This window comes from Kocuria sp. PD6 (assembly GCF_031844145.1).
Taxonomy (GTDB): domain Bacteria; phylum Actinomycetota; class Actinomycetes; order Actinomycetales; family Micrococcaceae; genus Kocuria; species Kocuria marina.
The window spans coordinates 16,113-41,655 of the sequence record NZ_JAUZUS010000002.1 but is presented as its reverse complement, the minus strand read 5'-3'; the positions used below and the strand labels follow the sequence as shown (position 1 = coordinate 41,655).

Here is a 25,543-nt window from a genome sequence, read left to right as displayed (position 1 = left end):
TACCGGGCGCGTGCAGGAGCGCTGAGGCCAGGGACCAGGGGTGCGCGGCCTGACCCGCTCCGCAGGGTGAGCCGCAGCACCCCCTGGGCGTGGAATGGTGGACCCTGGGAAGAAACGACTTGTCGCCGAGTGGGAGCCCGCGCTCGGGGCCTTCGTCACCTGGCCCGCGGCGTTGCCGGGTGCCCTGTTGCGGGACCTCGCGCTGGACGCACACCTGTGGGTCCTCGTCACGGACGCCGCCTCGGAGACCGACGCCGCCGCGTGGTTCGCGTCCCAGGGCGTCTCCCCGGACCGGGTCACGTTCGTCCATGCGCCGCAGGGCGACGACGCCGTGTGGGTGCGCGACTGGGGCCCGCACCCCGTGATGGACGAGCATGGTCAGCTGTGGTGCGTGGGCCCGCGGTACGTTTACGCCACGCCGTTCACTGCCCACGAGCCGGGAGCGCCCCTGGAGACTGCGGGCCGCGAGCCCCTCGCCGCGCTCGAGTCCGAGCCCGTGGACCAGCGTGCCCAGCCCGCGCTCAGCCGGGCGCTGGGGCTGCCGTTCGAGAAGCTCCCGCACGCCCATGCGGGAGACCGCACTGAACGGCGAGTACACGGCCCACCTGCCGCAGGCCCGGCCTCGGGCGAGATCGAGTACGCGGTCGAGGCCACCTCCGAGGATGGCCGCGTGCAGCGCTGGCCACGCCCGTCGAAGGCGTGGCTGCGGGCGGCGATAGACTGACCGACCGTGGCCAAGCTCTACTTCCGCTACGGCGCGATGAACTCCGGGAAATCCACGGCGCTGCTCCAGGCCGCCTACAACTACGAGGAGCGCGGACAGCGCGTGCTGCTCGCCAAACCCCACGTGGACACCAAGGGCGAGGACCAGATCCTCTCCCGGCTGGGTGTCAGCCGCACGGTGGACTTCCTGATCCAGCCCGGCGAGAGCGCCATGGGCCTGTTCAAGCGCCACTCCACCGGCGATGACCCGGAGGCCCTGCTCGAGCACGTGGACGCCCAGCCCGTGGCGTGCCTGCTGGTGGACGAGGCGCAGTTCCTGGAGACCGGGCAGGTGGACGACCTGCTACGGATCGCCGTGCTGCTGGACGTGCCCGTGATGGCCTACGGCATCCGCACCGACTTCCGTACCCGTTCCTTCCCCGGCTCCGAGCGGCTCATGGAGCTCGCCCACACCTTGGAGGAACTCAAGACCATCTGCCGCTGCGGACGCAAAGCCCTGTTCAACACGCGGAAGGTGGGCGACGGCTTCGTGTTCGAGGGGGACCAGGTGGCCATCGACGGCGTGGCCGTCACCTACGAGTCCCTGTGCGCGGCGTGCTACCTGCGAGAATCCGGCGGCAGGCTGGGCTGAGGGGTTAGCCCCGACACGTAAACTGCCCGTATGAGCACCGACTTCTCTCCCGTGGACCTGGCCACCGCCCGTGAGCGCCTGCGCGAACTGATCAAGGACCTCGCCGTGGTGCGGGGCAAGGTCACGCTGGCCAGCGGCATCGAAGCGGACTACTACGTGGACCTGCGCCGCGTGACCCTGCACCACGAGGCCTCCCGGTACGTGGGTCAGGTCATGCTCGGTCTGCTGGACGAGGCCGGGATCGCGTTCGACGCCGCCGGTGGGCTCACCATGGGCGCGGACCCGGTGGGCAACGCGATCATGCGCACGGCCGGGGACCAGGGCCGCGCCGTCGACACCTTTGTGGTGCGCAAGGCTCAGAAGTCCTACGGCATGGGGCGTCAGGTGGAGGGCCCCAGCGTGGTGGGTCGGGACGTGGTGGTCGTGGAGGACACCTCCACCACCGGCGGTTCCGCCCTGACCGCCGTGGAGGCGCTGCAGAAGGCGGGCGCGAACGTCGTGGCCGTTGCCGTGATCGTAGACCGCCGCACCGGCGCCAAGGAGCGCATCGAGGAGACCGCGGGCGTCCCGTGCCTGTACGCCTACTCCAAGGACGAGCTCGGGCTTGACTGAGCCGGACGCGTCCGGGTCTCGGCAGGACGACGACGCTGCGCCCCGCGTCGTCGGCGTGGGCCCCTGGCAGGGCGAGTGGCCCGCCGGCGAGCGCTGGGACCCCGAGCTGCTGCGCGAGGGCGACCGCCGCAACGTTGCGGACCAGTACCGCTACTGGCGCATGGACGCGATCATCGCGGACCTGGACTCCAGGCGCCACGCCTTCCACGTGGCGGTGGAGAACTGGGAGCACGACTTCAACATCGGCTCCGTGGTGCGCACCGCCAACGCGTTCCTGGCTCGTGAGGTGCACATCATCGGGCGACGCCGCTGGAACCGCCGCGGAGCCATGGTCACGGACCGCTACCAGCACGTGCGCCACCACGCGAGTGTCGCGGAGTTCACGGCCTGGGCACGCGGCGAGGGACTCGCGGTGCTCGCGATCGACAACGTCCCCGGTTCCCAGCTGCTCGAGACGTTCGAGCTGCCCGAACGCTGCGTCCTGGTGTTCGGTCAGGAGGGCCCGGGGGTCTCCGAGGAGCTCGTCGCGGAGGCGGACGCGGTGCTGGCCATCGAGCAGTTCGGCTCCACCCGCTCCATCAACGCCGGAGCGGCCGCCGCCGTGACCATGCATGCATGGATCCGCCGCCACGTGTTCGAGCAGCGTCCTGCGCCCTCGTCCGACGTCACGAAGGGCGCGGGAGCGTGAAAAAGGCCGGCCGACCATAGCCAGGAGGCAGAAGTTACCGTAGGGTCATGTGAGGTGAATCACATGATGAAAGGTTCGCATGCTCATGGCTGCCTCGACCACACGGCCATCGTCCTTGCGGCGTTCTGCGGGTGCCCTCGCCCTGGGCGTTGGGCTGCTGCTTGCTGGACTGCAGCCCGCGAATGCGCAGAGCGCAGCAGGCTCCGCACCGGATGGCGGTTTCTCCGAGCTGCCGCGCAGCGAGCAGGACCAGAAGCTCCAGGAGCAGGGGCTGACCCGCGATGATCTTGCTCGCGAGGATGCGCTGAAGAAGCTCCGCAGCTCCACGGACACGGACTTCTACAGCACCCCGGCGCAGCTGCCTGCCGCCAACGGGGGCGTGGTGCGTTCGGAGCCGTCCACGTTCTACCTGGACCCCGTCAAGCTCATCAAGCCCAATGCGTCCACCACGCGCATCATGTACAGGACCACCAACAGCAAGAACCAGGCCGTGGCCACCACGGGCACCGTGCTGCAGTCCAAGGCTGCGTGGCGCAAGCCCGGCCCACGGCCGCTCGTGGTGCTGTCCTCGGGCACCCAGGGTATGGGCGACTCGTGCGCGCCGTCCCGTCAGATGGCCATGGGCACGAACTCCGAAGGCCTCAGCCTGGCCGGTCTGATCAATGCCGGCTACAACGTGGTGGCCCCGGACTACATCGGTCTGGGCACTGACGGCGCCCACACCTACATGAACCGTGTGGACCAGGCTCACGCCGTGCTCGATGCCGTGCGCGGTGCGCAGCAGCTCGGCATGGAGGGAGTGGACGCTAAGACCCCCGTGGCCGCCGTGGGATACTCGCAGGGCGGCGGTGCCACGGCTGCAGCCGCGGAGAGCGCCCCTGAGTACGCCCCAGAGGTGCAGCTCAAGAGTGCCTGGGTGGGTGCGCCGCCCGCGGACCTCACACTCACGGGTCAGCACATCGACTCCTCTCTTTTCTCCGGCCTGTCCTTCTACGTGATGGGGGCGGCCGAGGACTCCGGGGTGGCGGTTCGGGACAGACTCAATGCGGAAGGGCAGAGGCGCTATGACAAGGCCCAGGACAGCTGCCTGGTGGGCACCGTCCTCGCCGACGCCCTGGTGCCGTCCGAGAAGCTCACGGCTGACGGGCGCTCCTTCTCCCAGCTGCTCGGGGACCCCGCTCTGAAGGCGTACCTGGACGAGCAGACCATCGGTGCCGCGGGCCGCCACCCTCGTGTCCCGGTGCGCATCGCCCACACCGTGGCGGACGACGTCGTGCCCTACCAGTCGGGCCGACGGCTCGCCCAGAAATGGTGCGCCTCTGGGGTGAACGTCTCCATGCAGACGCTCGCTACGCCCACCCATGTGGGGGCCTCCCTGGAAGGCATTCCCTCGATGCTCGTCTACCTGGACGCACGGTTCAATGGCATCCCGCAGACCAGCTCATGCTGGCGGCTGTGATCGCCACGGGGCAACGACCCCCGGGCGCCGCGCACCCACCGAGGAGGTCACCCGTGGGTCCGCACGTGGTCACGGCGGCGTGACCACGGCGCGGCTCTGAGCCGATCGGGCCGCCACGGTTCATCCCGTGGCGGGCCGCAATTTTGCGGTGCCGTCCCGGGTCACGAGCAGACCCGTCGCCTAGACTGGAAACAGGCCTCAGGCCACGGTCCAGCCGTGCATCGGGAACCCAGTAGAAGGAGTGTTTCATGCCCATCGCAACCCCTGACGTTTACTCCGAGATGATCGACCGGGCCAAGGAGAAGGGCTTCGCCTACCCGGCCATCAACGTGACCTCCTCCCAGACCCTCAACGCTGCGATCCGCGGTTTCGCCGAGGCGGGTTCGGACGGCATCATCCAGGCGTCCACCGGTGGTGCGGCGTACTGGTCCGGCTCCTCCGTGAAGGACATGGTCACGGGTTCGCTGGCCATGGCCGCGTTCGCCCGCGAGGTCGCCAAGAACTACGACGTCAACATCGCGCTGCACACCGACCACTGCCCCCAGGACAAGCTCGAGGGCTTCGTGCTGCCGCTGCTGGCCGAGTCGGAGAAGGCCGTGGCCCGCGGTGAGGACCCCATCTTCCAGTCGCACATGTGGGACGGTTCCGCGATCGATCTGGACGAGAACCTCAAGATCGCCCAGGAACTGCTGGAGCGCACCCACAAGGCCAAGATCATCCTCGAGGTGGAGATCGGGGCCGTGGGCGGCGAGGAGGACGGCGTCGTCGGCGAGATCAACGACACGCTCTACACGACCGTCGAGGACGGCATGAAGACCATCGAGGCCCTGGGCGCCGGAGAGAAGGGCCGTTACATCACGGCGCTAACCTTCGGCAACGTGCACGGCGTGTACAAGCCCGGCAACGTGCGCCTGCGCCCCGAACTGCTCAAGCAGATCCAGGACGAGGTGGGTGGCAAGATCGGCAAGGACCGCCCGTTCGACCTCGTGTTCCACGGCGGCTCCGGTTCCACCGCGCAGGAGATCGCGGACGCGGTGTCCTACGGCGTGATCAAGATGAACGTGGACACCGACACCCAGTACGCGTTCACGCGCCCCGTGGCTGGGTTCATGTTCAGCAACTACGACGGCGTCCTCAAGGTCGACGGCGAGGTCGGCAACAAGAAGAAGTACGACCCTCGCGTGTGGGGCGCCGAAGCCGAGACCGGCATGGCCGCCCGCGTGGTGGAGGCGTGCCAGAACCTCGGTTCCGCGGGTACCTCCATCAAGTAGGTTCCCCCTGCTCCTCCGGTGCCCCGTACCCCGTGGTGCGGGGCATCGTCGTGTCTCGGGCAGCAACACTACAGGGTCGCTCACCGGGGTGATTCGAATCACTTGTTACGCTCCCCAAGTATGGGAACGAGCCACTCGCCGGAAGAAAACCCAGACCGCGACCGCCACCACCTGACGGCCAATTCCGAGCCCTCCCGGGCCTACCTCGAACAGCTCGAGCAGGATACGGAACGTCGTAAGAACGAGCTGAAACATCACTTGGCCAGCCACGACGGCGCAGCGGATGAGCTGCATGAGCGTCTCGAATCCTCGATCGAGGGCCAGACCACGGCCCTCGGTCACGTACTGCACGAACTGCATGAGAACCCCGAAACCGCATTCCAGGAACATCGTGCGGTCAAGCTGATCGTCGATCATCTGGCGGACCATGACATTCCCGCGGAGAACCCCGCTTTCGGTCTGGACACCGCCATTTGCGCTGAGGTGATCTCCGAGGACTTCGACCCGGCGTGTCACCGCACCATCGCGATCATGTCGGAGTACGACGCCCTGCCCGGTATCGGCCACGGCTGCGGACACAATGTGATCGCCGTGACCGGCCTGGGTGCGTTCGTGGCACTCGTCGAGCTCATCCGGGGCACACCCTCCGCGTTCTCCGGCCGCGTGGTTTACCTGGGAACGCCCGCAGAGGAGGGTGAAGGGGGCAAAGAGATCATGGCCAGAGCAGGTGCACTGGAGGGCATCGACGCCGCGGTCATGGTGCACTCCTACATCGCTGATCTCGTGGACCAGGTGTGGCTCGGTCGCCGTCAGTGCACGGTGCACTATCGCGGTGCGGCAGCCCACGCGTCGTCGCACCCGTTCATGGGACGCAACGCTCTCGACGCCGCGGTGCTCGCCTACCAGGGGCTGGGCCTGCTGAGACAGCAGACCCCGCCCACCGATCGGATCCATGCCGTACTACCCGAGGGCGGAGAACGCCCCAACATCATCACCGAGGCCGCCACCCTGCAGCTGTACGTCCGTTCCCAGCGCCCTGCGACCCTGAAGGCCTTGTCCCAGCGGGTGACCGAGGTTCTCCAGGGTGCCGCGCTGATGGCCGGGGTGGATGTCGAGATCGATTGGGATTCGTCCCCCGCCACCCTTCCCGTGCTGGGCAATTCGCCCCTCTCCGATCGGTGGGTCCTCGCTCAGCGGCGCCGCGGGCGCGATCCTTACCCGGCGGGCACGGTGTCCGAGGTGCTGGCCGCGTCCACGGACTTCGGCAACGTCAGCTATCGGATTCCCGGTATTCACCCGTTGATCAGCATCACGGACCAGGACATGGGCCTGCACACCCGGGATTTCGCGGCTGCTGCAGCTACCCCGCAGGCAGAAGCTGCGGGTGTCGACGGCGCCTACGGACTGGCAGCGGTGGCTCTCGACTATCTGGTCGATGATGCACTGGCTCAACACGTCCGTGATGACTTCCACGCCGGCGGGGGCGGCATTGCCGTGGAGAGCTATTTCGACTGAACCGGAGCCGGCGGGCCACGCATCGACATTTTTCGACCACTGACCTCGATGGAGTACACATGACCGCCACCACGACCAAGAGATCGAATGTGGGAGACAGACTCCTCACCGGTATCGAGCGGGTGGGCAACAAGCTGCCCGAGCCCTTCGCCCTGTTCACCATCCTGTTCCTCATCACGGCGGTCGTGTCCACCGCCATGGCCTGGGGCAACGTGGTCGTACACGTACCGGGGAAGGATGAACCCCTGGCGATCAAGGGTCTGTTCACCGGGGAAGGTCTCGCGTGGTTCACCACGACCCTGGGGGAGAACTACATCGGGTTCCCGCCGTTGGTCACCGTGGCCACCATTCTGCTGGCGATCGGGATCGCGGAGAAGTCCGGGTTTCTGGCCGCCGCCATCCGATTCACGATCGGTGGAGCCCCCCGCTGGTTGCTGCCGTACACCGTGGGTTTCGTGGGCGTGGTGGGGTCGATCATGGCCGATTCCGCGTTCGTGGTGATTCCGCCTCTGGCCGCCCTTGCGTTCAAAGCAGCCGGCCGTCACCCGGTGGCAGGTCTGCTCGGCGGCTTCGCGTCGGCCGGTGCGGGTTACTCCACCAATATCTTCCCGACGTCGCTCGATGCCCTGTTCGCGGGCATCACCAATGCCGTGATCCCTACCGTGCCCGCGCTCGCGAATCACGCCACCGAGGCCAACCCGCTGTCCAACTACTACTTCAACATCGTCGCGGCGGTCGTACTCTCCTGCGTGGCGGGGTTCGTCATCGACAAGGTGGTGGAACCGCGAGTCATGCGAGCGGGGGTGTCCAAGGACGAGGTCAACCCGGAGACGGGTCAGCTCATGACCGACACCCGCGCCATGCGCATCGTGGGGGACGAGCAAACCGTTGCGGAATCCCGGGAACCCCAGGTCGAGGCCGGATTGTCCCCTAGGGAGAAAAAGGCACTTCTGTGGGCATGTGTGACGTTCGTGCTGATCGGTGTCGCACTGACCGTCTTCACACTCTTGCCGAACTCACCATGGCGCAACGAAGACGGGAACTTCCTCCCCAAATCACCGCTGCTGGCGTCCATCGTCTTCATCATCTTCGTGTTCTTCTCCGTGAGCGGTTACGTCTACGGCCGGATTGCGGGAACCGTTCGGGGATTCAAGGACGTCCCGGTGATGATGGGAGCAGCCCTCAAGGACATGACGTCCTTCCTGGTCCTGGCGTTCATCCTGGGGCAGTTCATCGCGCTGTTCAACTGGTCCGGGATCGGTTCCTGGATCGCGGTCACCGGCGCATCGGGTCTGGAAAACGCAGGTGTTACCGGCTTCCCCGTGATCATCGGGTTCATCATTCTGTGTTCGATCCTGAACCTGTTCATCATTTCGGGATCCTCCATGTGGACTCTGATGGCCGCAGTCTTCGTGCCGATGTTCGGCATTCTGGGATTCGAGCCTGCCTTCATCCAGGCGGCGTTCCGCGTGGGTGACTCGGCGACGCAGGTGATGACCCCTCTCAACCCCTACATGGTCGTGCTGCTCGCCATGCTCCGTAAGTACGAACCCTCTGCCGGGCTGGGGACGGTGATGGCCAGGATGATTCCGTTCGTAGTCCCCTTCTGGGTGGTGTGGGTTCTCATTCTCATGGTCTTCTACTTCCTCGGCCTGCCGTTGGGCCCGGGAGTGGGCATCATGATCACGCACTGAACCGCTTCGACGGCGCTCGGCGACGTCGTGCGCGAACGGCGTGGAGCGGCGTCGTGCGCGCTGCGTAGAGTGGCAACGAACCCTTGAACTCGGCGTGGAAAGGAACCCACCGTGGCACTGCTCGGCAAGAATCTGCTGGACGAACCGGCTCCCACCTATCTGGACGAGAACCCCGAGCTGACGGCCCGCCTCGACGCGGGTGACGTGGCCGAGGACCTCGCGGCGGCCTTCCCCAAGGAGCAGTTGCCGTGGGCGATGCTCGCGGAGGAGGCGCTCGCGGACGGCCGCACTCTGGAGGGGTACGCCTACGCCCGGGTGGGCTACCACCGCGGGTTGGACTCGCTGCGCGGCCATGGATGGAAGGGGCACGGCGCGGTGCCGTACTCCCACGAACCCAACCGCGGGTTCCTGCGGGCGCTGGCAGCGTTGGGCCAGGCCGCCGCGCAGATCGGCGAGATGGACGAGGCCGCCCGGATCGAGAAGTTCCTCAACGATTCGGACCCGGAGGCGGCGGAGCAGATCGCTCGCCGCTGACCCCGTCCGGCTGCGACGATGAACCGGTCGCCCGGTCCTGAACGGACCGGGCGACCTGGTCATATTCGCCCCGGCCCCCTGTGCGGATGCGGGTGAGGCGGGGCACAATGGAAGGACAGCCGGGGCCCATCGCCAGACCCGAGCACACCTCCTCGGGTACGCGTGCCCCATGAGAGGAGCGCGCCGTCATGAGAATCTCCGTACCCCGTGAGATCAAACCGGAAGAGGCCCGCGTGGGCCTCACCCCCACCATCGTCACCGCACTGGTCGCCGAAGGCCACGAGGTGTTCGTCGCGGAGCACGCGGGGGACGGCGCGGGTTTCTCGGACGAGTCCTACCGCGCGGCGGGAGCGCGGATCACGTCCCAGGAGGACGCATGGGCGCAGGCCGAGCTGCTGGTGAAGGTCAAGGAGCCGATCGCCTCCGAGTACGACTTCCTGCGCCCGGACCTCACGCTGTTCACGTACCTCCACCTGGCCGCGAGCCGTTCGCTGACGGAAGCACTGCTGGACAGGGGCACCACGGGGATCGCCTATGAGACCGTTCGGGTGGGACGCACGCTGCCCCTGTTGCGCCCGATGTCCGAGATCGCGGGCCGCCTGGCGATCGCCAACGCCGCACACCACCTCCAGCACCACGCGGGCGGCCCCGGGATCCTCCTGGGTCGGGTGCCCGGCGTTGTTCCGGCCACCGTGCTGGTGATCGGCGGTGGCACCGTGGGTGAACACGCGGCCCGCGCAGCGGTGGGGGCCGGCGCGGACGTCACGATCCTCGAGGCCAACGGCGATCGCTTGCGACAACTGGACGCGCTGTTCCCCCACGCCCGGGTCCTGATGAGCGACACCCACCGCCTGGATGAGGAACTGACGCGCGCGGACGTGGTCGTGGGTTCCGTCCTGGTCCCGGGCGCCTCCGCCCCCAAGCTCGTGCGCCGGGAGCACCTGTCGATCGTGAAGCCCCATGCGCTGCTCGTGGACGTGGCCGTGGACCAGGGCGGGTGCTTCGAGACCACCCGGCCCACCACGTACGACGACCCGGTCTATGCCGTGGACGGCATTCGCCACTACTGCGTGGCGAACCTGCCCGGCGCCGTGCCCGTCACGGCCACCCAGTCGCTCACGCACGCGACGTCCCCGTACGTGATGGCGTTGGCGCGCGGTGTGGACTCCGCCCTGGAGAACGACGCCGCTCTGGCCGCCGGGCTCTCGACCCGTGCCGGGCAACTGCACTCACCGGGCGTGGCCGCGGCCTTCCCCGACCTACCCGCGGCGAGCTGAGGACGCCGACGGCGCGCCCTGGAGCCGGGGCGTGCCGTCGTCCGAGCGACTCGGGATCTGCGCTTGGCCACGCCGTCGTCGGCGTGGAGCCGGGTCAGAGCCGGGGTACGACGTCGTCGGCCTCGCCGGTGGAGGAGGTTTCCTCGGGGCGGACGCGTGAACTCGTGAAGACCTTGCACGCGAGCGCGATCAGGCACACCAGGATGAACGTGGCGATGAGCTGGAACCGCACGGCGGTGTCCAGGAGGCCCAGGATGATGATCGCGGCCAACAGGGCCAGGGCGAAGTAGGACAGCCACGGGAAAGCCCACATCTTCAGCGGCGAGGACACCCCGGCGCGGTCGGCGCGCTTGCGCAGGATGATCTGGGAGATCAGCGCCAGGGCCCAGACCACCAGGCACGTGGAGCCGATCACGTTGAGCATGACGTTGAGCACCGTCTCGGGCCACAGGTAGTTGAGCACCACGGCGATGAAGCCGAAGAGCACCGAGATCGTGACGGCGAGGCGGGGAACCCCGCGCGAGGAGGTGGCCGCGAGCCCACGCGGTGCGGATCCCCGGCGCGCGAGGGAGTAGAGCATGCGCGAACTGCCATACACGTTCGCGTTGAGCGCGGACAGCAGCGCCAGGATGATGACGATGTTCATCAGGACGTTCGCACCGGGGATCCCCACCTCCGTGAGGACCGCGACGAACGGGCTGGAGGAGAGGCCCTCATTGTTCCACGGCAGCACCAGCACCATGACGGTCACGGAGCCCACGTAGAAGATCAGGATGCGGATCAGGATGGTGCGGATCGCGCGGGCCACGTTGGTCTGCGGGTCCTCCGTCTCGGCGGCGGCGATGGTCACGAGCTCGGTGCCGCCGAACGCGAAGACGACCACCAGCAGTGCGGCCGCAACCCCCGTGATGCCGTTGGGCATGAACCCGCCGTGCTCCGTGAGGTTGGACAGCCCCGGGCTCGGAGCGGGCAGCGCACCGATCAGCAACAGCACACCCACGACCAGGAACCCCACGACCGCGGCGACCTTGAGCAGCGCGAACCAGAACTCCGTCTCACCCAACGTGCCCACGCGCACCAGGTTGATGATCGTGAACACGGCCATGAAGATCAACGCCCACAACCATTGGGGCAGCGAGGGCCACATCTCGGTCACGAGCTGCGCGGCGGCGGTGGCCTCCGCGGCCACGACCACCACGATCTGGGCCCACCACAACCACCCGAGGGCGCGACCGATCGTGGGTCCCATGGCCTTGCCCGCGTAGGTCGAGAACGCGCCGGAGGACGGATCCGCGGCGGCCATCTCGCCCAGCGCGCGCATCACGAGCACGAGCAGCAGACACGCCACGAGGTAGGAAATCAATACGGCGGGCCCGGCGGTCTGGATCGCCGCGCCCGTCCCCACGAACAGGCCGGTGCCGATGGCCGAACCGAGCGCCATCATCACCAGGTGGCGCGGCTTGAGGTAATTCCCCTGTGGCGGTTGCGACGGCGCGTGCGGCGAGTGCTCGCGGGATCCCCCGTGGATCACGCTGGCCGAACCGCGTGCGCCGGTGGGACCGTCATGGGGTGGGCGGGGTGCAGTCATGGGAGAGAACATTACCCGTCCGCACGGGCACCGGTGGTGGCCGTCCGTCATCCTGCGCACGGCAGGCGGGACCGGACGGGGCTACTCTGGGGCTGTCGCGGCCGATGTGTTCGGCGCGGTGATTCGCCGAGCCGACAACGGCCCCGCCGATGGGGACACCGTGCAACCCCTGAATCCGGGGATCGACCTGTGGGTACCCTGCATCCATGCGCAATCTTCTGAAGGGCCATCGACGGGTCCCTCCCGCTCGCAAGCCCCCGATCTATCTGATCTCATGGGCGGGCTACCCGAATTTCGGGGACGAGCTGATTGCGGCCACCTGGGTCAATTACCTGGCCAAGGTGGCACCCACCACGGACGTGTGGCTGGACGTCCGCGAACCGGGGACCGTCACCGCCCTGCTGCGCGGCATCCATCCACGACTGCATGTGGTCAATACGGTCTTCCGCGCTCTGCACGACGTGGAACACGGCTCGGGGCGCTCGATGCGCAGCCTGATCGAGGATCTGGGGTCCCCGAAGTACGACGCGGGATTGCTCGCCCTGCGCGAAGCGAGCACCGTGCACCTGCTGGGCGGCGGGGTGCTGCACCGGGACTGGGCCGCGAACCTGCACATCGTCGAGGCGATGCGCGCGGTCCGGGAGGTCTCGGGAGCGCGGTTGTTCGCCACGGGCCAGGGGCTGATGCCCTTCGCGGGGGACCCGCTCACGGACCTGGACCACCTCAGCGTGCGGGACCGCCCCAGCGCCCAGGCTGCCGGAGTGCCCATGGGGTTCGACGACGCTTTCCTCCTCGCGGAGGAAGCCCGCCACGCACGCGCCCTCGGGCTCCTGGCCGGGCACAAGGGGGATGGGTCGTCCGCTCGCACCGAAGGTACGGACGCCCCGAGCGAGGTGGTGGTGTGCGTGCAGTCGGACACCCTGGCGGAGGGGTCCTTCGAGCGGATGCTGGACTTCGCCGGGGCGCAAGTGCGGCGGTGGGATCTACCCCGGGAATCCGTGCGCTACCTCGAGGCCATCCCCGGGGACGATCATGAGGGCTTCGACCGGCTGCGGGATCTCGTGGCCCCGGACGGGTTCATCCCGTTCCAGGCCGCATGGGACGGGGATTTCACGTTCGGGCCGCACCAGGTGTGGCTGACCACCCGTTTCCACCACCACCTGGTCGCGGCGCTGCACGGGGCCAGGGGTGTCGCGCTCAGCGGCAAACCCGGGTACTACGACGTCAAGCACCAGTCCGTGATCGAGGTCGGCTCCAACTGGTCGCTGGTCCATGCCGGGCAGACCTCGGAGCCTGTGGCCCTGGAAGAACTGACGGCGCCCGCGGGCTTCGCCGAGGCGGTGCGTGCCAAGCGGGACGAGGCGAAGCAGCTTTACGGCCGGTAGGGCAACAGGCCTGACCCGGACACGGCGAGGGCCCCATGACATCCACACTGTGGCTGCCACGGGGCCCTCGCCGTTGCGGAGGATCAACCGATGTGGTGAACCCCGCTGGGAGCGACTACTTCTGCTGGTCGTAGCGGAAGAGGAACGCCGCCATCTGATCGCGCCTCACGGGCTCGTAGGGGCGGAAGGTCCCGTCCGACCAACCACGGGCGCTGTTCTGCCCGTTCATCCAGGCGATCTCCTTGTAGAAGACGCGGTTGGTGGGCACGTCCTTGAAGGGGGAGGCCTTCGGAGCGGTGTACGCCGGGGATCCCGCCATCCGGTAAAAGAACGCGGCCATCTGGTCGCGGTTGATCTGCTGGGTGGGGCGGAAGGTCCCGTCCGGCCACCCCTTGGTGATGCCCTGCTCGCTCATCCAGGCGATCTCCTTGTAGAAGACGTGGCTGGTGGGCACGTCCTTGAAGGGGGACTTGGTGGGAGGGGTGTACTGGGGTGAGCCGGCCATCCGGTAGAGGAACGCGGCCATCTGGTCACGGTTCACGGCCTGGGCGGGGCGGAAGGTCCCGTCCGGCCAACCGCGGGTGATGCCCTTGTTGGCCAGCCAGGAGATCTCCGAGTAGAACACGTGGTTCTTGGGAACGTCCTTGAACATCGGGTTCTGGGTCTCGGGGGCCTTCGCCGCGGACTGGAAAGTCTTGACCTCGGCCTTGGCGCCGTCCTGACCCGCGCGGATACCGGAGAGGTCCCCGGCGGCGTTGTGCAGGTGCAGGAACAGGGCCTCGCCCTTGGCGCTCTCCGAACCGCGGTGCGCGGTCAGCTTCTTACCGGGCAGGTCGGTGAACAGCGACGTGTTGACCTGTTCCCCGCGGAAGGAGATCTTCGGGGTGACCGGGCTGTACTCGATCACGCCCGTGCGGTCCACGGGGCCGTCGATGCTCCCGGAAAAGGTGGTCACCTGGTAGGTCAGCTTGGTGTCGGTCTTGGTGGGATCGATACCCAGCTTCGCGGCGCTGACCGGCATCACCATGGCGTTGGTGTCGAACGTGTTGGTGTCCACATCACCCCAGGAACCGTTCAGCGGCTGGCTGTCGATCACCGTGAGCTCACCGTTGACGTAGCCGTACAGGTTCACCACCGGGTAGTCCAGACCATCCGCCCGGCCCAGGGCCGCGATGTAGTCGGGGCGACCGTTGCCGGTGGTGTCTATCGCGATCTCCGTGGAGACGTCCGGCTTGATCGTGCTCGCGTTTCCCCAGCTGGAGACACCGAAGTTGATCATGCCGTCCTTGCTCACGTCCTTCTTCTCGGCCTTCAGCTGCGGGAGGTTCGAGGAAGCGCCCACGTACTGCAGATCGGCGAACTGGGAGTTGCCGCCGGCCAGCTTGGTGGAATCCAGGCGGCCCGACTTGGCGCCCAGCTCGAAGGCCCCCAGGGCCGACTGCCAGCCGCCCTGGTCCAGGCCGGTGCCGGCGAGGGCGACGGCGCTCGTGCCGTTCTTGTCCCACCGGTCCAGCGTGGCGTTCTCCACCCGCATGTCGGCCGCCGGCTTCGGGGCGATCGACATGGGGACGCGCAGGTCCTGGCCGTTCTCCGTCAGGACCAGGCGGCCGGATTCGGAGGCCAGGAACTGACGGGCGAAGCCCAGCTGGGTCACGGCCTCGGAGGGGTCGTGGGTCTTGGCCAGTTGCGCGCGATCCACGGTGGCGGCCACCTTGACGGTGGCCTTGCCGCCCTTGGCCACACTGACCGATCCCGGCGTGGACAAGCTCACGCCCGGGACGTCGGTGGAAGCGTCGAAGCGCACCTGGTACGTGTGCGCCGCGCCGCTGGTGTTGTCCACGACCAGCTCACGGGAGAAGGTCTCCTTGCCGTTCTTGATCTCGGTGACCCCGAAGGTCGAGGAGATCAGGGCCGGATTGGCCTTGTCGTAGACCAGCACGTCCTGGTTCACGGCGCGCAGTGCGTCCACACGACCCGAACCCACGCGGTCCACCGCGGAGGTGGCCCCGTTCGCGGCGTGCACGTCGTGCACGGCCGAGTTCATGATGGCGGCCTTGATCATCTGGGGGTCGTAGTTCTGGTGCTTCTGCTGCACCAGGGCGGCGATCCCGGCCACGTGCGGGGTAGCCATGGAGGTGCCGGTCTTGACCGACACGCCGTTGCCCGCGGCCACACCGGCGGAACCGATGTTGGTGCCGGGTGCGGCGACGTCGGGCTTGATGACCCCGTTGCTGCCGTGCTGCCCGCGGGAGGTCGAATCGTTGACCTGGTCCTTCTGGCCGGTCTGAGCCCTGGCGGCACCGATCCACTCCGGGGCTAGCTTGACCCGGGCCCCGCCGGCCTGGGCGGCCGGCTTGATCTTGGCGACGGATTCCTTGCTCATCAACAGACCCGGGACGCCGGCGTTGCCCGCGATGCTCGTGGGATCCACCGAGTAGTCGGACTCCAGGACCACGCCCTTGCCGCCGGCGGCCTGGACGTTGTCGAAGCGGACCTTCGAGCCGCACGGGAAGCCGGCCTTGTCCTCCCAGTCGAGCATGACCCACTTGCCGCCGAAGTTCTGCGAGAAGGGAGTGCAGCCGAAACGGTTGTCCTGCGGGCCGACCACGACGTCGCCCTGGAGCTGTTCGGGCTTGGCATCGCTGTAGTTGAAGCTCCCGCTGTAGGAGCCGGTCAGTTCACCCTTGGCGCTGTCAGGCGAGAGGCCCTCGGCCTTGTCCTGCGCGGCGGTGCTGCCCTGGGAGTTGGCCACAGTCAATGCGGAACGCGCGCTGCCCGGGGAGCCGGAGATCTCGTGGGCGTCCCCGGCGTTGCCCGCGGCGATGACCGAGAGGATGCCCTGGCGGGACAGCGCGTCGATCAAGTCGTTCTGGGGGTCGTCGGCCGGGCCGAAGTCGGACCCGAGGGACATGTTGATGATGTCCGCCTTGTCCGAGAAGTCCCCGTCCATGTTGGGGTCCAGGGAACGGTCCAGGGCGTCGAGGACCAGGTTGGTGGAACCCTCACAGCCGAAGACGCGCAGTCCGATCAGTTGCGCCTCGGGTGCGGTGCCCGGGCCGATCCGCATCTTGTCGACCTGCTCCTGCGTCAGCTTGGTGAAATCGCCCTTGTAGGTCTTGCCGTCCGCGCCCACGCCGTAGCCCGCGGTGGTGCCCGCCACGTGCGTTCCGTGGCCGCCGGCCTCGCAGTCCAGCGGGTTGTTGTCCGGCTTCGGGACGCTGGTGGGAATCTGGGCGTCGTAGGCGTCGCCCGCGAGGTCGTACCCGCCGAGGAACTTCTTGGAGTCGTACAGACCCGAGTCCTTGCCCGGCAGGTCGTTCGAGGCCTTGGCCTTCTTGTAGGCGTCGACGGTGCCCGGACCACCGAAGTCCGCGTGGGTGTAGTCGATGCCCGAGTCGATGATGGCGACCTTGACGCCCTTACCGGTTTGGCCGGTCTGGGTCCAGGCGTTGAGGGTGTTGGTGTCCAGCACGGAACCCGCGTTGTTGCGGTAGGCGGGGACGATCTTGGAGATCTTGACCACGTCGGAGCGCTTGCTCAGCTCACGCAACTGCGCGGCATCTCCCTTGAGGGCGACACCGCGAAGGGCGTTGGATGTGGTGTACAGCAGGTCGGACCCGGAGGCGGAGGCCAGGGTGGAACCCATGCTCTCCACCGACTTGCGGATGGCCTGCACCCGCGCGGCGGCCTGGACCGGGTCCTGGCTCCCGGAGCGCACGCCCTCCGGTTGCGTGGCCTCGAAGGCACTCGGTCCCTGCAGCTGCACGAAGACCGCCACCTGGCCCTCGGCATCCTTGAGGTCCGAGCCGATCAGCCGGTCGGGGTTCTGGGTGTTGTAATCGTCCGTCTTGGGCGCCGGGGTGATGTCGACGGCGCTCGCCGGTAGCGCCGTGACCAGGGCCAATGCCAGGCCCAGGGCGGTCGTGAGGCAGGCCTTGGCGGCTCTGCCACGACCAGCCCTTGTCTCGTGGTTCATGTCTTGTCCTTTGACATTCGGGGGATGTCGTGAGGTGCATCGCAATGACCCAAGCCTGCGTGCGACCTGCCGTAAAGTAAAGGTTTCATCAGAATATTCTGTGCTCTCACCAGTCGCGATGTCCGTGGCGTGTCGGACGCCGGATTCGCGCCGTGACCGGGGTAGGCGGACGAGGGCGGCGGTGGCGGGCGTCACCGTTAGAATTGGTTGGTACGTGCCCCGCGCGTACTCCTCAACCGTTGTCGTGCCGAATGGGTGCAAGCCCGGGCAGGAGTAGCCAGCTATGCCAGCAATCGTGATCGTCGGAGCCCAGTGGGGCGATGAGGGCAAGGGCAAGGCCACGGATCTCCTGGGTGGCCGGGTGGACTACGTGGTCAAGCCCAACGGCGGCAACAACGCCGGGCACACCGTGGTGGTGGGCGGTGAGAAGTTCGAGCTCAAGCTCCTTCCCGCGGGTATCCTCAGCCCCAACGCCACCTCTGTGATCGGCAACGGCGTGGTGATCAACCCCCAGGCCCTGTTCGAGGAGATCGATGGCCTCGAGGCGCGCGGCGCGGACACGTCCCACCTGCGGATCTCCGCCAACGCGCACCTCGTGGCCCCGTACCACCAGACGCTGGACCAGGTCACCGAGCGGTTCCTGGGCAAGCGCGCGATCGGTACCACGGGCCGCGGGATCGGTCCCACGTACATGGACAAGGTGGGCCGCCTGGGCATCCGCGTGCAGGACGTGCTGGACGAGTCCATCCTGAGGCAGAAGATCGAGGGCGCGCTGCGCCAGAAGAACGAGCTGCTCGTCAAGCTCTACAACCGCCGCGCGTTCGAGGTGGATGAGATCGCGGAGTACTTCCTGGGCTTCGCCGAGCGCCTCGCGCCCATGATCGTGGACTCCACGCGAGTGCTCAACGAGGCCCTGGACCGCGACGAAGTGGTGCTCATGGAGGGCGGCCAGGCCACATTCCTGGACGTGGACCACGGCACCTACCCGTTCGTGACGTCGTCGAACCCCACCGCGGGCGGCGCGTCCGTGGGCTCGGGTGTGGGCCCCACGCGCATCACCCGGGTGATCGGCATCCAGAAGGCGTACACCACGCGCGTGGGCGCCGGTCCGTTCCCCACCGAGCTCTTCGACGAGATGGGTGAGCAGCTGCGCAAGACCGGCGGCGAGTTCGGCGTCAACACGGGCCGGCCGCGCCGCACCGGCTGGTACGACGCCGTCATGGCCCGCCAGGCCGCGCGGATCAACGGCTTCACGGACTTGTTCATCACCAAGCTGGACGTGCTCACCGGGCTGCGTGAGATCCCGGTGTGCGTGGCCTACGAGGTGGACGGTCAGCGCTTCGACGAGATGCCCATGACCCAGTCCGACTTCCACCACGCCCAGCCCGTGTACGAGAACTTCCCGGGCTGGACCGAGGACATCACCGGGGCTCGCACCCTGGGGGACCTCCCCGCCAACGCCCGCGCGTACGTCGAGGCGTTGGAGAAGATGTCCGGGTGCCGGATCTCCGCGATCGGTGTGGGCCCGGATCGGGACGACACCATCGTGATGCGGGATCTGATCGCGGACTGACGCCCCGATCCCCACCCGCGGACACGACGACGCCGCTCCAAGCCTTGGAGCGGCGTCGTCATGTCATCCGTGGGGCACGGTCGGATCAGTGCTGCGAGACGTCTGCGGTGAGCAGGTCCACGGGCTTGTCCTTGGTCACGACCTTGTGCCCGAGCCACAGGGCCAGGAACACGGGCAGGCCCAGGTACGAGGACAGCAGGCCGAGGGCGTTGACCTCCCCGGACGTGATCAGGCTGTAGCCCTGACCCAGGATCACCACGGCACACATGATGAGCGCGACCACGGGGCCGATGGGGAAGAACCGGGCACGGTAGGTGAGGTTCTTGGGATCCCCGCCCTGCAGGACGTAGGCCCTGCGGAACCGGTAGTGGCTCCACGCGATCCCCATCCACACGATGAAACCGGCCAGGCCGGAGGCGTTGATGAGCCACACGTACGCCTGACCCTCACCGATCAGGGTGGTCAGGAAGCAGAACATGCCGATCAGCGTGGTGGCCAGCAGTGCGAGCATCGGGACACCGCGGCGGTTGACCCGGGCCAGGAATCGGGGAGCCTTCCCGCCCTTCGCGAGCGCGTAGAGCATACGGGTGGAGGCATACAGGCCCGAGTTGCCCGCGGAGAGGATGGCGGTGAGGATCACGGCGTTCATCACGCTCGCCGCGGCCAAGACACCGGCGTGCTCGAACACCAGGGTGAACGGGGAGATGGAGACGTCCTCCACGTCGCTCGCGAGCAGGTGGGGATCGGTGTAGGGGATCAGGAAACCGATCACGGCGATCGCACCGATGTAGAAGAGCAGGATGCGCAGGAAGACCGTGCGGATGGCCTTGGGAACGGTCTCGTGGGGGTTGTCGGCCTCGCCGGCCGCGACACCCACGAGCTCGGTGCCCTGGAAGGAGAACCCCGCGACCATGAAGATGGCCATGATGCCGGTGAAGCCGTTGACGAAGGGCGCCTCGCCGGCGGTCCAGTTGTGGAACCCGGGGGACGGGGCGCCCAGGATGCCCAGGATCATCAGGACACCCAGGACCAGGAAGATCACCACGGTGATCACCTTGACCAGGGAGAACCAGAACTCACTCTCGCCGTACGCGCGAGCGCTGAGGGCGTTGAGGGAAAAGAGGATCACCAGGAACAGCGCGGACCAGATCCACGCGGGGACGTCCGGGAACCAGTAGCGCATCACCAGCGCGGCCGCCACGAGTTCCGCGGCCACGGTGATCGCCCAGTTGTACCAGTAGTTCCACCCGATCGCGAAGCCGAAGGAGCGGCTGATGTAGCGGGTGGAGTACTCCTCGAACGAGCCCGCCACGGGCAGGTGCGTGGCCATCTCGCCCAGGGACTGCATGAGCAGGAACACCATGAACCCGATCGCAGCGTAGGCGACGAGCGCCCCGCCGGGACCCGCGGTGTTGATGGAGTTGCCGGAGGCCACGAACAGACCGGTGCCGATCGCACCGCCCATCGCGATCATGGTCAGGTGACGCGACTTGAGGGTGCGGCGCAGCGAGCCGTCGGGCGCGACGTCCTGGTCGGTGGGCCGTGGATCGGGGCGGTGGGATGCGTGTGGATCGGGCGGCGTGGCCGCCGTCGAGATGTTTCCCCCACCGGACGAAGATGAAGACACAGGGTTCTCCCGTAGTTGTGATGGTCCGGCGCCGCGCGGATTGCGGCGGCTGAGGGATATTATGCGCGGCATCACAGCACACGTGGGGATCCCCACGCAAGGGTCCACCGAAGTGGCCACAAATTCTCAGAAGACGATCACCGTGGTGATTCCCAGGACGCCTAGCATCAGACACGTCCCGGAGGTCACGGCGACGGCCACCAGGTCCGGCGTGATCCGCTCCCCGGCGATTCCCACGGATTCCCGCCGATAACGCATGCGTTGTGTGGCATAGATCCCTCCGGAGAGGCACAACGCCACGGCGAACAACGAGAGCACGAACGCGCCGTGGGCCGGGAGCCACTTCAGGTAGATCGCCGCGGCGGTGCACAGTGCCAGCATGGTCCGGCCCCAGGACAGCACAGTGCGCTCGGGTTGCAGTCCCGGATCTTCGTGCGTGCGCACGCCCGGCGGGGTGATGGAACTCATCGGGTCAGCACCACGACCACGAGCACCCCGGACGCGATCGCGCCCCCCACCGCCACGAGCGGGACGATCAGCGGCAGGGGCAGGGGAGCCTTGTGCCGCATGGAACGTTCCACGCGCAGCCACCGCAGTGCGGCTCCGGCACTGAGGAACATGCCCAGCACCAGCAGGACCAGGGCCAGGAACTTGCGCACCGCGATGTCGAAGATGTCCCCGGTGAACGCCTCGATGGCGATGCCCCCGGCCAAGAAGGCCAGGGACGTGCGGATCCAGGCGAGGAACGTGCGTTCGTTTGCCAGCGTGAAGCGGGGGTCCGGTTCCGTCCCGCCGCGCAGGACACGGTGGCTGATCGATCCACGACGCCGCTCGGCCGGGTCTTCGGGGTGGCTCACGGTTCTCCTTCGTCTGGGCTCTCCGTACGCGCCTCTCGGCGCAGAAGCAGGATCCTGAGGTGATGGTATGCGCTCGGGGGCCGGAAGCGGCGTCGTGGGCGGGGGGCGCACCCTTGTCCGCTCGTGCCGCGCACGAGAAGATGGTCGCACTCGCAGACCACTGGCGTAGGGAGAACAGGTCATGAGCACGAGCAACCACCCGGGCAGTGGCACCTCGCCCCACGAGGAAGGAACCCGGTACCCGGGGACCGAGTACCACCGCGACACGCAGCCCCTGTCTGTGTCGGCCGATACCCACCGTCCCTACGCGCAGCCCGCAGGACAGTGGCACTACGTCCCCGCCGGACCGGAGGACGCCCAGCGGCAACAGCAGGCGAGCTCCAGCTCGGAGACGTCACTCGTGCTGGGCATCCTGGGGGTCACCGTCCTGCCGATCCTCGCACCGTTCGCCCTGTGGCAGGCCACGAAGGCTGAGAAACTCGGCGGCAGGGCGACCGCGGGCAAGGTCCTGGGCTGGGTCGGTGTGGTGCTGCTGATCCTGATGGTGCTGTGGTTCGTGTTCTTCTTCGCGATCTGGGGATTCGCGATGAACGAGTTCATGCAGCAATCCCGCTCGAGCGTCTGAGACGCGCAGGAGCCCCGCCGGTCCGACCGGCGGGGCTCCGTCCACGTAGCTCGAGGGGCGCTACCAGATGGCCACGCGTTCCTCCTTCGGCAGCCACATGCCGTCCGAGTCCTGGACGTCGAACGCCTCGTAGAACGCGTCCACGTTGCGCGGGGTCTGGACAGCACGGAACTCGGCGGGGGAGTGCGGATCCGTGGCGATGCGTGTCTTTAGCGCCTCGTCCCGGGACTTCTCCTGCCACACGTAGGCCCAGGAGATGAACAGCCGCTGCGCGGGGGTGTACCCGTCGACGCTCTCGCTGTCCGGACGGTCCTTCTTCTCCTGCGCGGTCTTCCATGCCTTGTAGGCAATAGACAAGCCGCCCAGGTCTCCGATGTTCTCACCCAGGGTGAGTTCGCCGTTGACGTGCGGAGCGGCGTCGTCGTCCGCGAACTGCGCGGGGGACAGCGCCGCGTACTGGCCCACGAGACGGGCCGTGCGCTGCTCGAACGCCGCGCGGTCCTCGTCCGTCCACCAGTTGCGCAGCTTGCCCTCGCCGTCGCACGTGGAACCCTTGTCGTCGAAGCCGTGACCGATCTCGTGACCGATCACCGAGCCGATGGCCCCGTAGTTCACGGCGTCGTCCGCGTCCTCGTTGAAGAAGGGGGGCTGCAGGATGGCCGCGGGGAACACGATCTCGTTGCGCAGCGGGTGGTAGTACGCGTTGACCGTCTGCGGGGTCATGAGCCACTCGTGCTTCTCCACCGGCTTGCCGGCCTTGCGCGCGAGCTCGTCCACCGCGAACTGGGCGGTACGCACTACGTTGCCCACCAGGTCGTCCCCGCGCACCAGCAGGCCCGAGTAGTCCTTCCACTTCTCCGGGTAGCCGATCTTGGGAGTGAATCCGGAGAGCTTCTTGAGCGCCTCGGCCCGGGTGTCTTCCGTCATCCAGTCCAGGTGCTCGATCGAGTCGCGGTACGCCTCCAGCAGGTTGGCCACGAGCTCGTCCATGCGCGCCTTGGCGGACGGTGAGAAGTTCTCGGCGACGTACAGTTCGCCCACGGCCTCACCCAGGGCGCCGTTGACCAGCCCGACGCCGCGCTTCCAGCGTTCGCGCAACTGCGGCGTCCCGGAGAGCACGGTCCCGTAGAACGAGAAGTTCTGGTCCACGAAGGCCTGCGGCAGGTACGCGGCGCGGGCGGAGACCACGTGCCAGCGGGCCCAGGACTTCCACGCGTCCAGCAGGTCGTCGGTGAGCAGCTCGTCCAGGCCCGTGAAGAAGCTGGGCTGGGCGTTGATCACGGTGCTCAGGTGCTCCGGGGTGAGCCCCATGCCCTCGAGCACGGCGTCCCAATCCAGGCGGGACACCTGGTCCGTGAGTTCCGCGAACCCCATGGGGTTGTACATCTTGGTGAGGTCCCGCACCGTGACCTTGTCCCAATGCTGTGCGGCGATGCGCGTCTCCAGCTCCATGACCGCCTGCGCCTGTTCGGCGGCGTCCTCGAACCCGGCCAGTTCGAGCATCTTCGCCACGTGCGCCAGGTACTTCTCGCGAATCTCGGCGTACTGCTCCTCGCGGTAGTACTCCTCGTCCGGCAGCCCCAACCCGGACTGGCCCACGAACACGAGGTTGCGCTGCGGGTCCCCGGGGTCCGAGTCCAGGTCGATGTCCAGCGCCGCCCCGATCCCCCGGCGCATGGCCGTACCGAACCACTTGGACAGCGCACGCGGGGAGTCGATCGCGGCCACGGCGTCCAGGTCCTCGCGCAGCGGCTCGGTGGCCAGCTCCTCGATCCGGTCCGTGTCCATGAAGGACGCGTACAGCAGCGCGATCTTGGTCTCGGCGCTCTGCTCCGCCGGGTTCGACGCCGCTGCGCCGCCCTCCGCGCTTGCGCCCGTGATGATGTCGCGCACCGCCTGCTCGGCCTGATCCCGCAGCTCGATGAACGCCCCGGTGCTGGCCTTGTCGTCCGGGATCCGGGCCTCCTTCAGCCATGAACCGTTGACGTGGCGGAAGAGGTCGTCCTGCGGGCGGACCGAGCGGTCGAAGGCATCGAGGTCAAACACGGAAGTGGTCATGAGCCCCACGGTACTGAGCGGCGGTGGGGCGGGTCACACCGGGGCTCGGCCTGTTCCCGCAGGGCGGAACCGTACGGCGTCGTGACCCCGGGGGCGGGACGGTCAGTCATGCGCAGAACATCTGAGGCCCGGAAATGCGATCAGAACCCGCCACCACCGGCCTTTTGGGGACTCAGATGTACCGGCGGATTGGCAGCCCCCGGTACGCCGTATCGCAATGATGACCTAAATGGGCGCCATCCGTGAGTATCTGCAGGACCTGGCGGTAGCTACGAACGCAGTGGCGAGCGATCTGCCCCCCCACCGTGTTGGACAGAGGAATGGTCCGCTCCCTGCGGGCCGATTGTGTCAGGACCGCGACGGCGATAGGCGGTTCGTCGGGGTGGGAAATGACCCCAGCCTCATGGCTGAGCGCCGCCAAAGACCCAGTCTTGGCTGCGCTCTGGACACCCGGGTACGTGAAGACTTCAGCGAAACGGTGTCCCCATGCTTGTTATCCCAGTACATGCCGCATGAACGAGCACTGGGAGGGAGTGGCTGCGCGGTCCTCCCAGATGAACGAAAGGATATCTACGAGATCGGAGGCCGTGGTATTCGATACCAGCAGGGGGTCGTATTCCCGGGGATCGGGCAGAAGGTAGGGATCCAGATTATCGGCGTCACGGGCATCTTCGGCCGTGTGCAGATCGGTTGCGAGAAGGTAGGGCCGGATATCGGTTTGCAGCAACCCGAGGTGTCTCAGAGTGTGTGCCACACGATCGTGACCCATGGCGCATAGCACCGCTTTTCCAGCCGTGTTGTCCGAGATGGTCGTCATCAATTCGACCAGGTCTCGACACGACATGCACACGGGGTCCAGGCATATCGACAACCCCGTGGGCCCGGGAACGCGGGTCTCAGGCACCAGATCGACCGGTGCAGCCGGGTCGATGAGGCCATCGTCCGCAGCCTGACAGAAGGCGGCCATGACAACGAGCTTGTACAGGGAAGCCGTTGGAAACCTGACCCCAGTCCGGTAATTGAAGGGAGGTAGCGGATCGGGCGTGAGGAGCGAACCGGTGACAGTTTGACCTGCCCCACCGCCTGGAAAGCTGTCCTGCGGATCAACAATCCGAGCTACCTCCCGTGTCGGGTGAATCAGGTGAATATGGCCAGCCTGTACCCTTCTCGGCAACCATTCTCCATGGGGGTACGGGAAATGTTTATTCCTGTCGAGGGTGGGATCCGGATACTCAATGGTTGGAACACCGAAGCGGAAGGGCCGGCATTAGAGGAATTAATGGTCGATTTTGCTGGGCGTACAGGAAGGATTCCCATCGGACAGGCGAAGGCGTCCATTCCTGCGGGGGCTACCCAGTTCTCGGTGACGGGGTAACCCTTCCGGCCGCGATCGAGAGGACGATCAGAGGATTGTTGATCAAATGGGTAAACCCTTCACGGGAAACCGAAC

General features: G+C 67.3%; 19 protein-coding genes and 1 pseudogene. 13 read left to right on the top strand and 7 right to left on the bottom strand.

Annotated elements, in window-relative coordinates; genetic code table 11:
* The first annotated feature begins 97 nt into the window (after window positions 1-97).
* From Q9R22_RS01765 to ald, 10 genes are all read left to right on the top strand, one after another.
* Window positions 98-724 (top strand): hypothetical protein, encoded by a 627-nt coding sequence (locus Q9R22_RS01765; protein ID WP_311253965.1) that lies wholly within the window; start codon window positions 98-100, stop codon window positions 722-724.
* A 6-nt stretch (window positions 725-730) separates the two neighbouring features.
* Window positions 731-1,354 carry a thymidine kinase gene (locus tag Q9R22_RS01760; protein WP_131332174.1) on the top strand — a complete coding sequence of 208 codons (624 nt, stop codon included), beginning with the start codon at window positions 731-733 and terminating at the stop codon, window positions 1,352-1,354.
* Window positions 1,355-1,384: 30 nt separating this feature from the next.
* The gene (gene pyrE, locus Q9R22_RS01755; RefSeq protein ID WP_035960876.1) at window positions 1,385-1,966 is read left to right on the top strand and encodes an orotate phosphoribosyltransferase; all 582 of its coding nucleotides are present in this window, start codon (window positions 1,385-1,387) and stop codon (window positions 1,964-1,966) included.
* A complete protein-coding gene (locus Q9R22_RS01750) occupies window positions 1,959-2,654 on the top strand; it encodes an RNA methyltransferase (RefSeq protein WP_035960874.1) in 696 nt (231 codons plus the stop codon). The genes pyrE and Q9R22_RS01750 overlap by 8 nt, the downstream gene beginning before the upstream one ends.
* 85 nt (window positions 2,655-2,739) lie before the next feature.
* Window positions 2,740-4,113: a lipase family protein gene (locus Q9R22_RS01745; protein ID WP_311253964.1), complete on the top strand. Its 1,374-nt coding sequence runs from the start codon at window positions 2,740-2,742 to the stop codon at window positions 4,111-4,113.
* A gap of 248 nt (window positions 4,114-4,361) precedes the next feature.
* Window positions 4,362-5,384 carry a class II fructose-bisphosphate aldolase gene (gene fbaA, locus Q9R22_RS01740; protein WP_311253963.1) on the top strand — a complete coding sequence of 341 codons (1,023 nt, stop codon included), beginning with the start codon at window positions 4,362-4,364 and terminating at the stop codon, window positions 5,382-5,384.
* Window positions 5,385-5,504: 120 nt separating this feature from the next.
* Window positions 5,505-6,899 carry an amidohydrolase gene (locus tag Q9R22_RS01735; RefSeq protein WP_311253962.1) on the top strand — a complete coding sequence of 465 codons (1,395 nt, stop codon included), beginning with the start codon at window positions 5,505-5,507 and terminating at the stop codon, window positions 6,897-6,899.
* Window positions 6,900-6,958: 59 nt separating this feature from the next.
* Window positions 6,959-8,593, top strand: coding sequence for an AbgT family transporter (locus Q9R22_RS01730; protein WP_311253961.1), 1,635 nt, complete (start codon window positions 6,959-6,961; stop codon window positions 8,591-8,593).
* Window positions 8,594-8,704: 111 nt separating this feature from the next.
* Window positions 8,705-9,127: a DUF3151 domain-containing protein gene (locus Q9R22_RS01725; RefSeq protein ID WP_286738724.1), complete on the top strand. Its 423-nt coding sequence runs from the start codon at window positions 8,705-8,707 to the stop codon at window positions 9,125-9,127.
* Window positions 9,128-9,315: 188 nt separating this feature from the next.
* Window positions 9,316-10,404: an alanine dehydrogenase gene (gene ald / locus Q9R22_RS01720; RefSeq protein ID WP_311253960.1), complete on the top strand. Its 1,089-nt coding sequence runs from the start codon at window positions 9,316-9,318 to the stop codon at window positions 10,402-10,404.
* Between the two features lie 94 nt (window positions 10,405-10,498).
* Here ald and Q9R22_RS01715 read toward each other — a convergent pair whose 3' ends face one another.
* A complete protein-coding gene (locus tag Q9R22_RS01715) occupies window positions 10,499-11,992 on the bottom strand; it encodes an amino acid permease (protein WP_311253959.1) in 1,494 nt (497 codons plus the stop codon).
* A gap of 206 nt (window positions 11,993-12,198) precedes the next feature.
* Here Q9R22_RS01715 and Q9R22_RS01710 point away from each other — a divergent pair, with 206 nt between their 5' ends.
* Window positions 12,199-13,377 carry a polysaccharide pyruvyl transferase family protein gene (locus tag Q9R22_RS01710; RefSeq protein WP_311253958.1) on the top strand — a complete coding sequence of 393 codons (1,179 nt, stop codon included), beginning with the start codon at window positions 12,199-12,201 and terminating at the stop codon, window positions 13,375-13,377.
* 115 nt (window positions 13,378-13,492) lie between these two features.
* On the opposite strand, the gene Q9R22_RS01705 is transcribed toward Q9R22_RS01710, so the two are convergent.
* Window positions 13,493-17,353, bottom strand: a complete 3,861-nt coding sequence (locus tag Q9R22_RS01705) for a S8 family serine peptidase (RefSeq protein ID WP_311253957.1) — start codon at window positions 17,351-17,353, stop codon at window positions 13,493-13,495.
* A gap of 283 nt (window positions 17,354-17,636) precedes the next feature.
* Here Q9R22_RS01705 and Q9R22_RS01700 point away from each other — a divergent pair, with 283 nt between their 5' ends.
* Window positions 17,637-18,926: an adenylosuccinate synthase gene (locus Q9R22_RS01700; RefSeq protein ID WP_064846482.1), complete on the top strand. Its 1,290-nt coding sequence runs from the start codon at window positions 17,637-17,639 to the stop codon at window positions 18,924-18,926.
* Window positions 18,927-19,011: 85 nt separating this feature from the next.
* Here Q9R22_RS01700 and Q9R22_RS01695 read toward each other — a convergent pair whose 3' ends face one another.
* The 3 genes from Q9R22_RS01695 to Q9R22_RS01685 all read right to left on the bottom strand — a co-directional run bounded on the left by Q9R22_RS01695 (window position 19,012) and on the right by Q9R22_RS01685 (window position 21,410).
* Entirely contained in the window at window positions 19,012-20,400 is a 1,389-nt protein-coding gene (locus Q9R22_RS01695; protein WP_311254037.1) for an amino acid permease, read from the bottom strand.
* A gap of 279 nt (window positions 20,401-20,679) precedes the next feature.
* Window positions 20,680-21,021, bottom strand: coding sequence for a DUF202 domain-containing protein (locus tag Q9R22_RS01690; protein ID WP_311253956.1), 342 nt, complete (start codon window positions 21,019-21,021; stop codon window positions 20,680-20,682).
* A complete protein-coding gene (locus Q9R22_RS01685) occupies window positions 21,018-21,410 on the bottom strand; it encodes a YidH family protein (RefSeq protein WP_064846485.1) in 393 nt (130 codons plus the stop codon). Before Q9R22_RS01685 ends, Q9R22_RS01690 begins: the two co-directional genes overlap by 4 nt.
* Before the next feature lie 181 nt (window positions 21,411-21,591).
* Between Q9R22_RS01685 and Q9R22_RS01680 the strand changes: the two genes are divergently transcribed.
* On the top strand, window positions 21,592-22,035 hold the full coding sequence (locus tag Q9R22_RS01680) for a DUF4190 domain-containing protein (protein WP_186317142.1): 444 nt from the start codon (window positions 21,592-21,594) through the stop codon (window positions 22,033-22,035).
* Between the two features lie 60 nt (window positions 22,036-22,095).
* Here the strand turns inward: Q9R22_RS01680 and Q9R22_RS01675 are convergent, their stop codons facing one another.
* Together Q9R22_RS01675 and Q9R22_RS01670 are read right to left on the bottom strand one after the other, a co-directional pair.
* Window positions 22,096-24,093 (bottom strand): M13-type metalloendopeptidase, encoded by a 1,998-nt coding sequence (locus Q9R22_RS01675; RefSeq protein WP_311253955.1) that lies wholly within the window; start codon window positions 24,091-24,093, stop codon window positions 22,096-22,098.
* A 172-nt stretch (window positions 24,094-24,265) separates the two neighbouring features.
* Window positions 24,266-25,267 (bottom strand): annotated as a pseudogene (locus Q9R22_RS01670) (serine hydrolase).
* Window positions 25,268-25,543 lie beyond the last annotated feature (276 nt).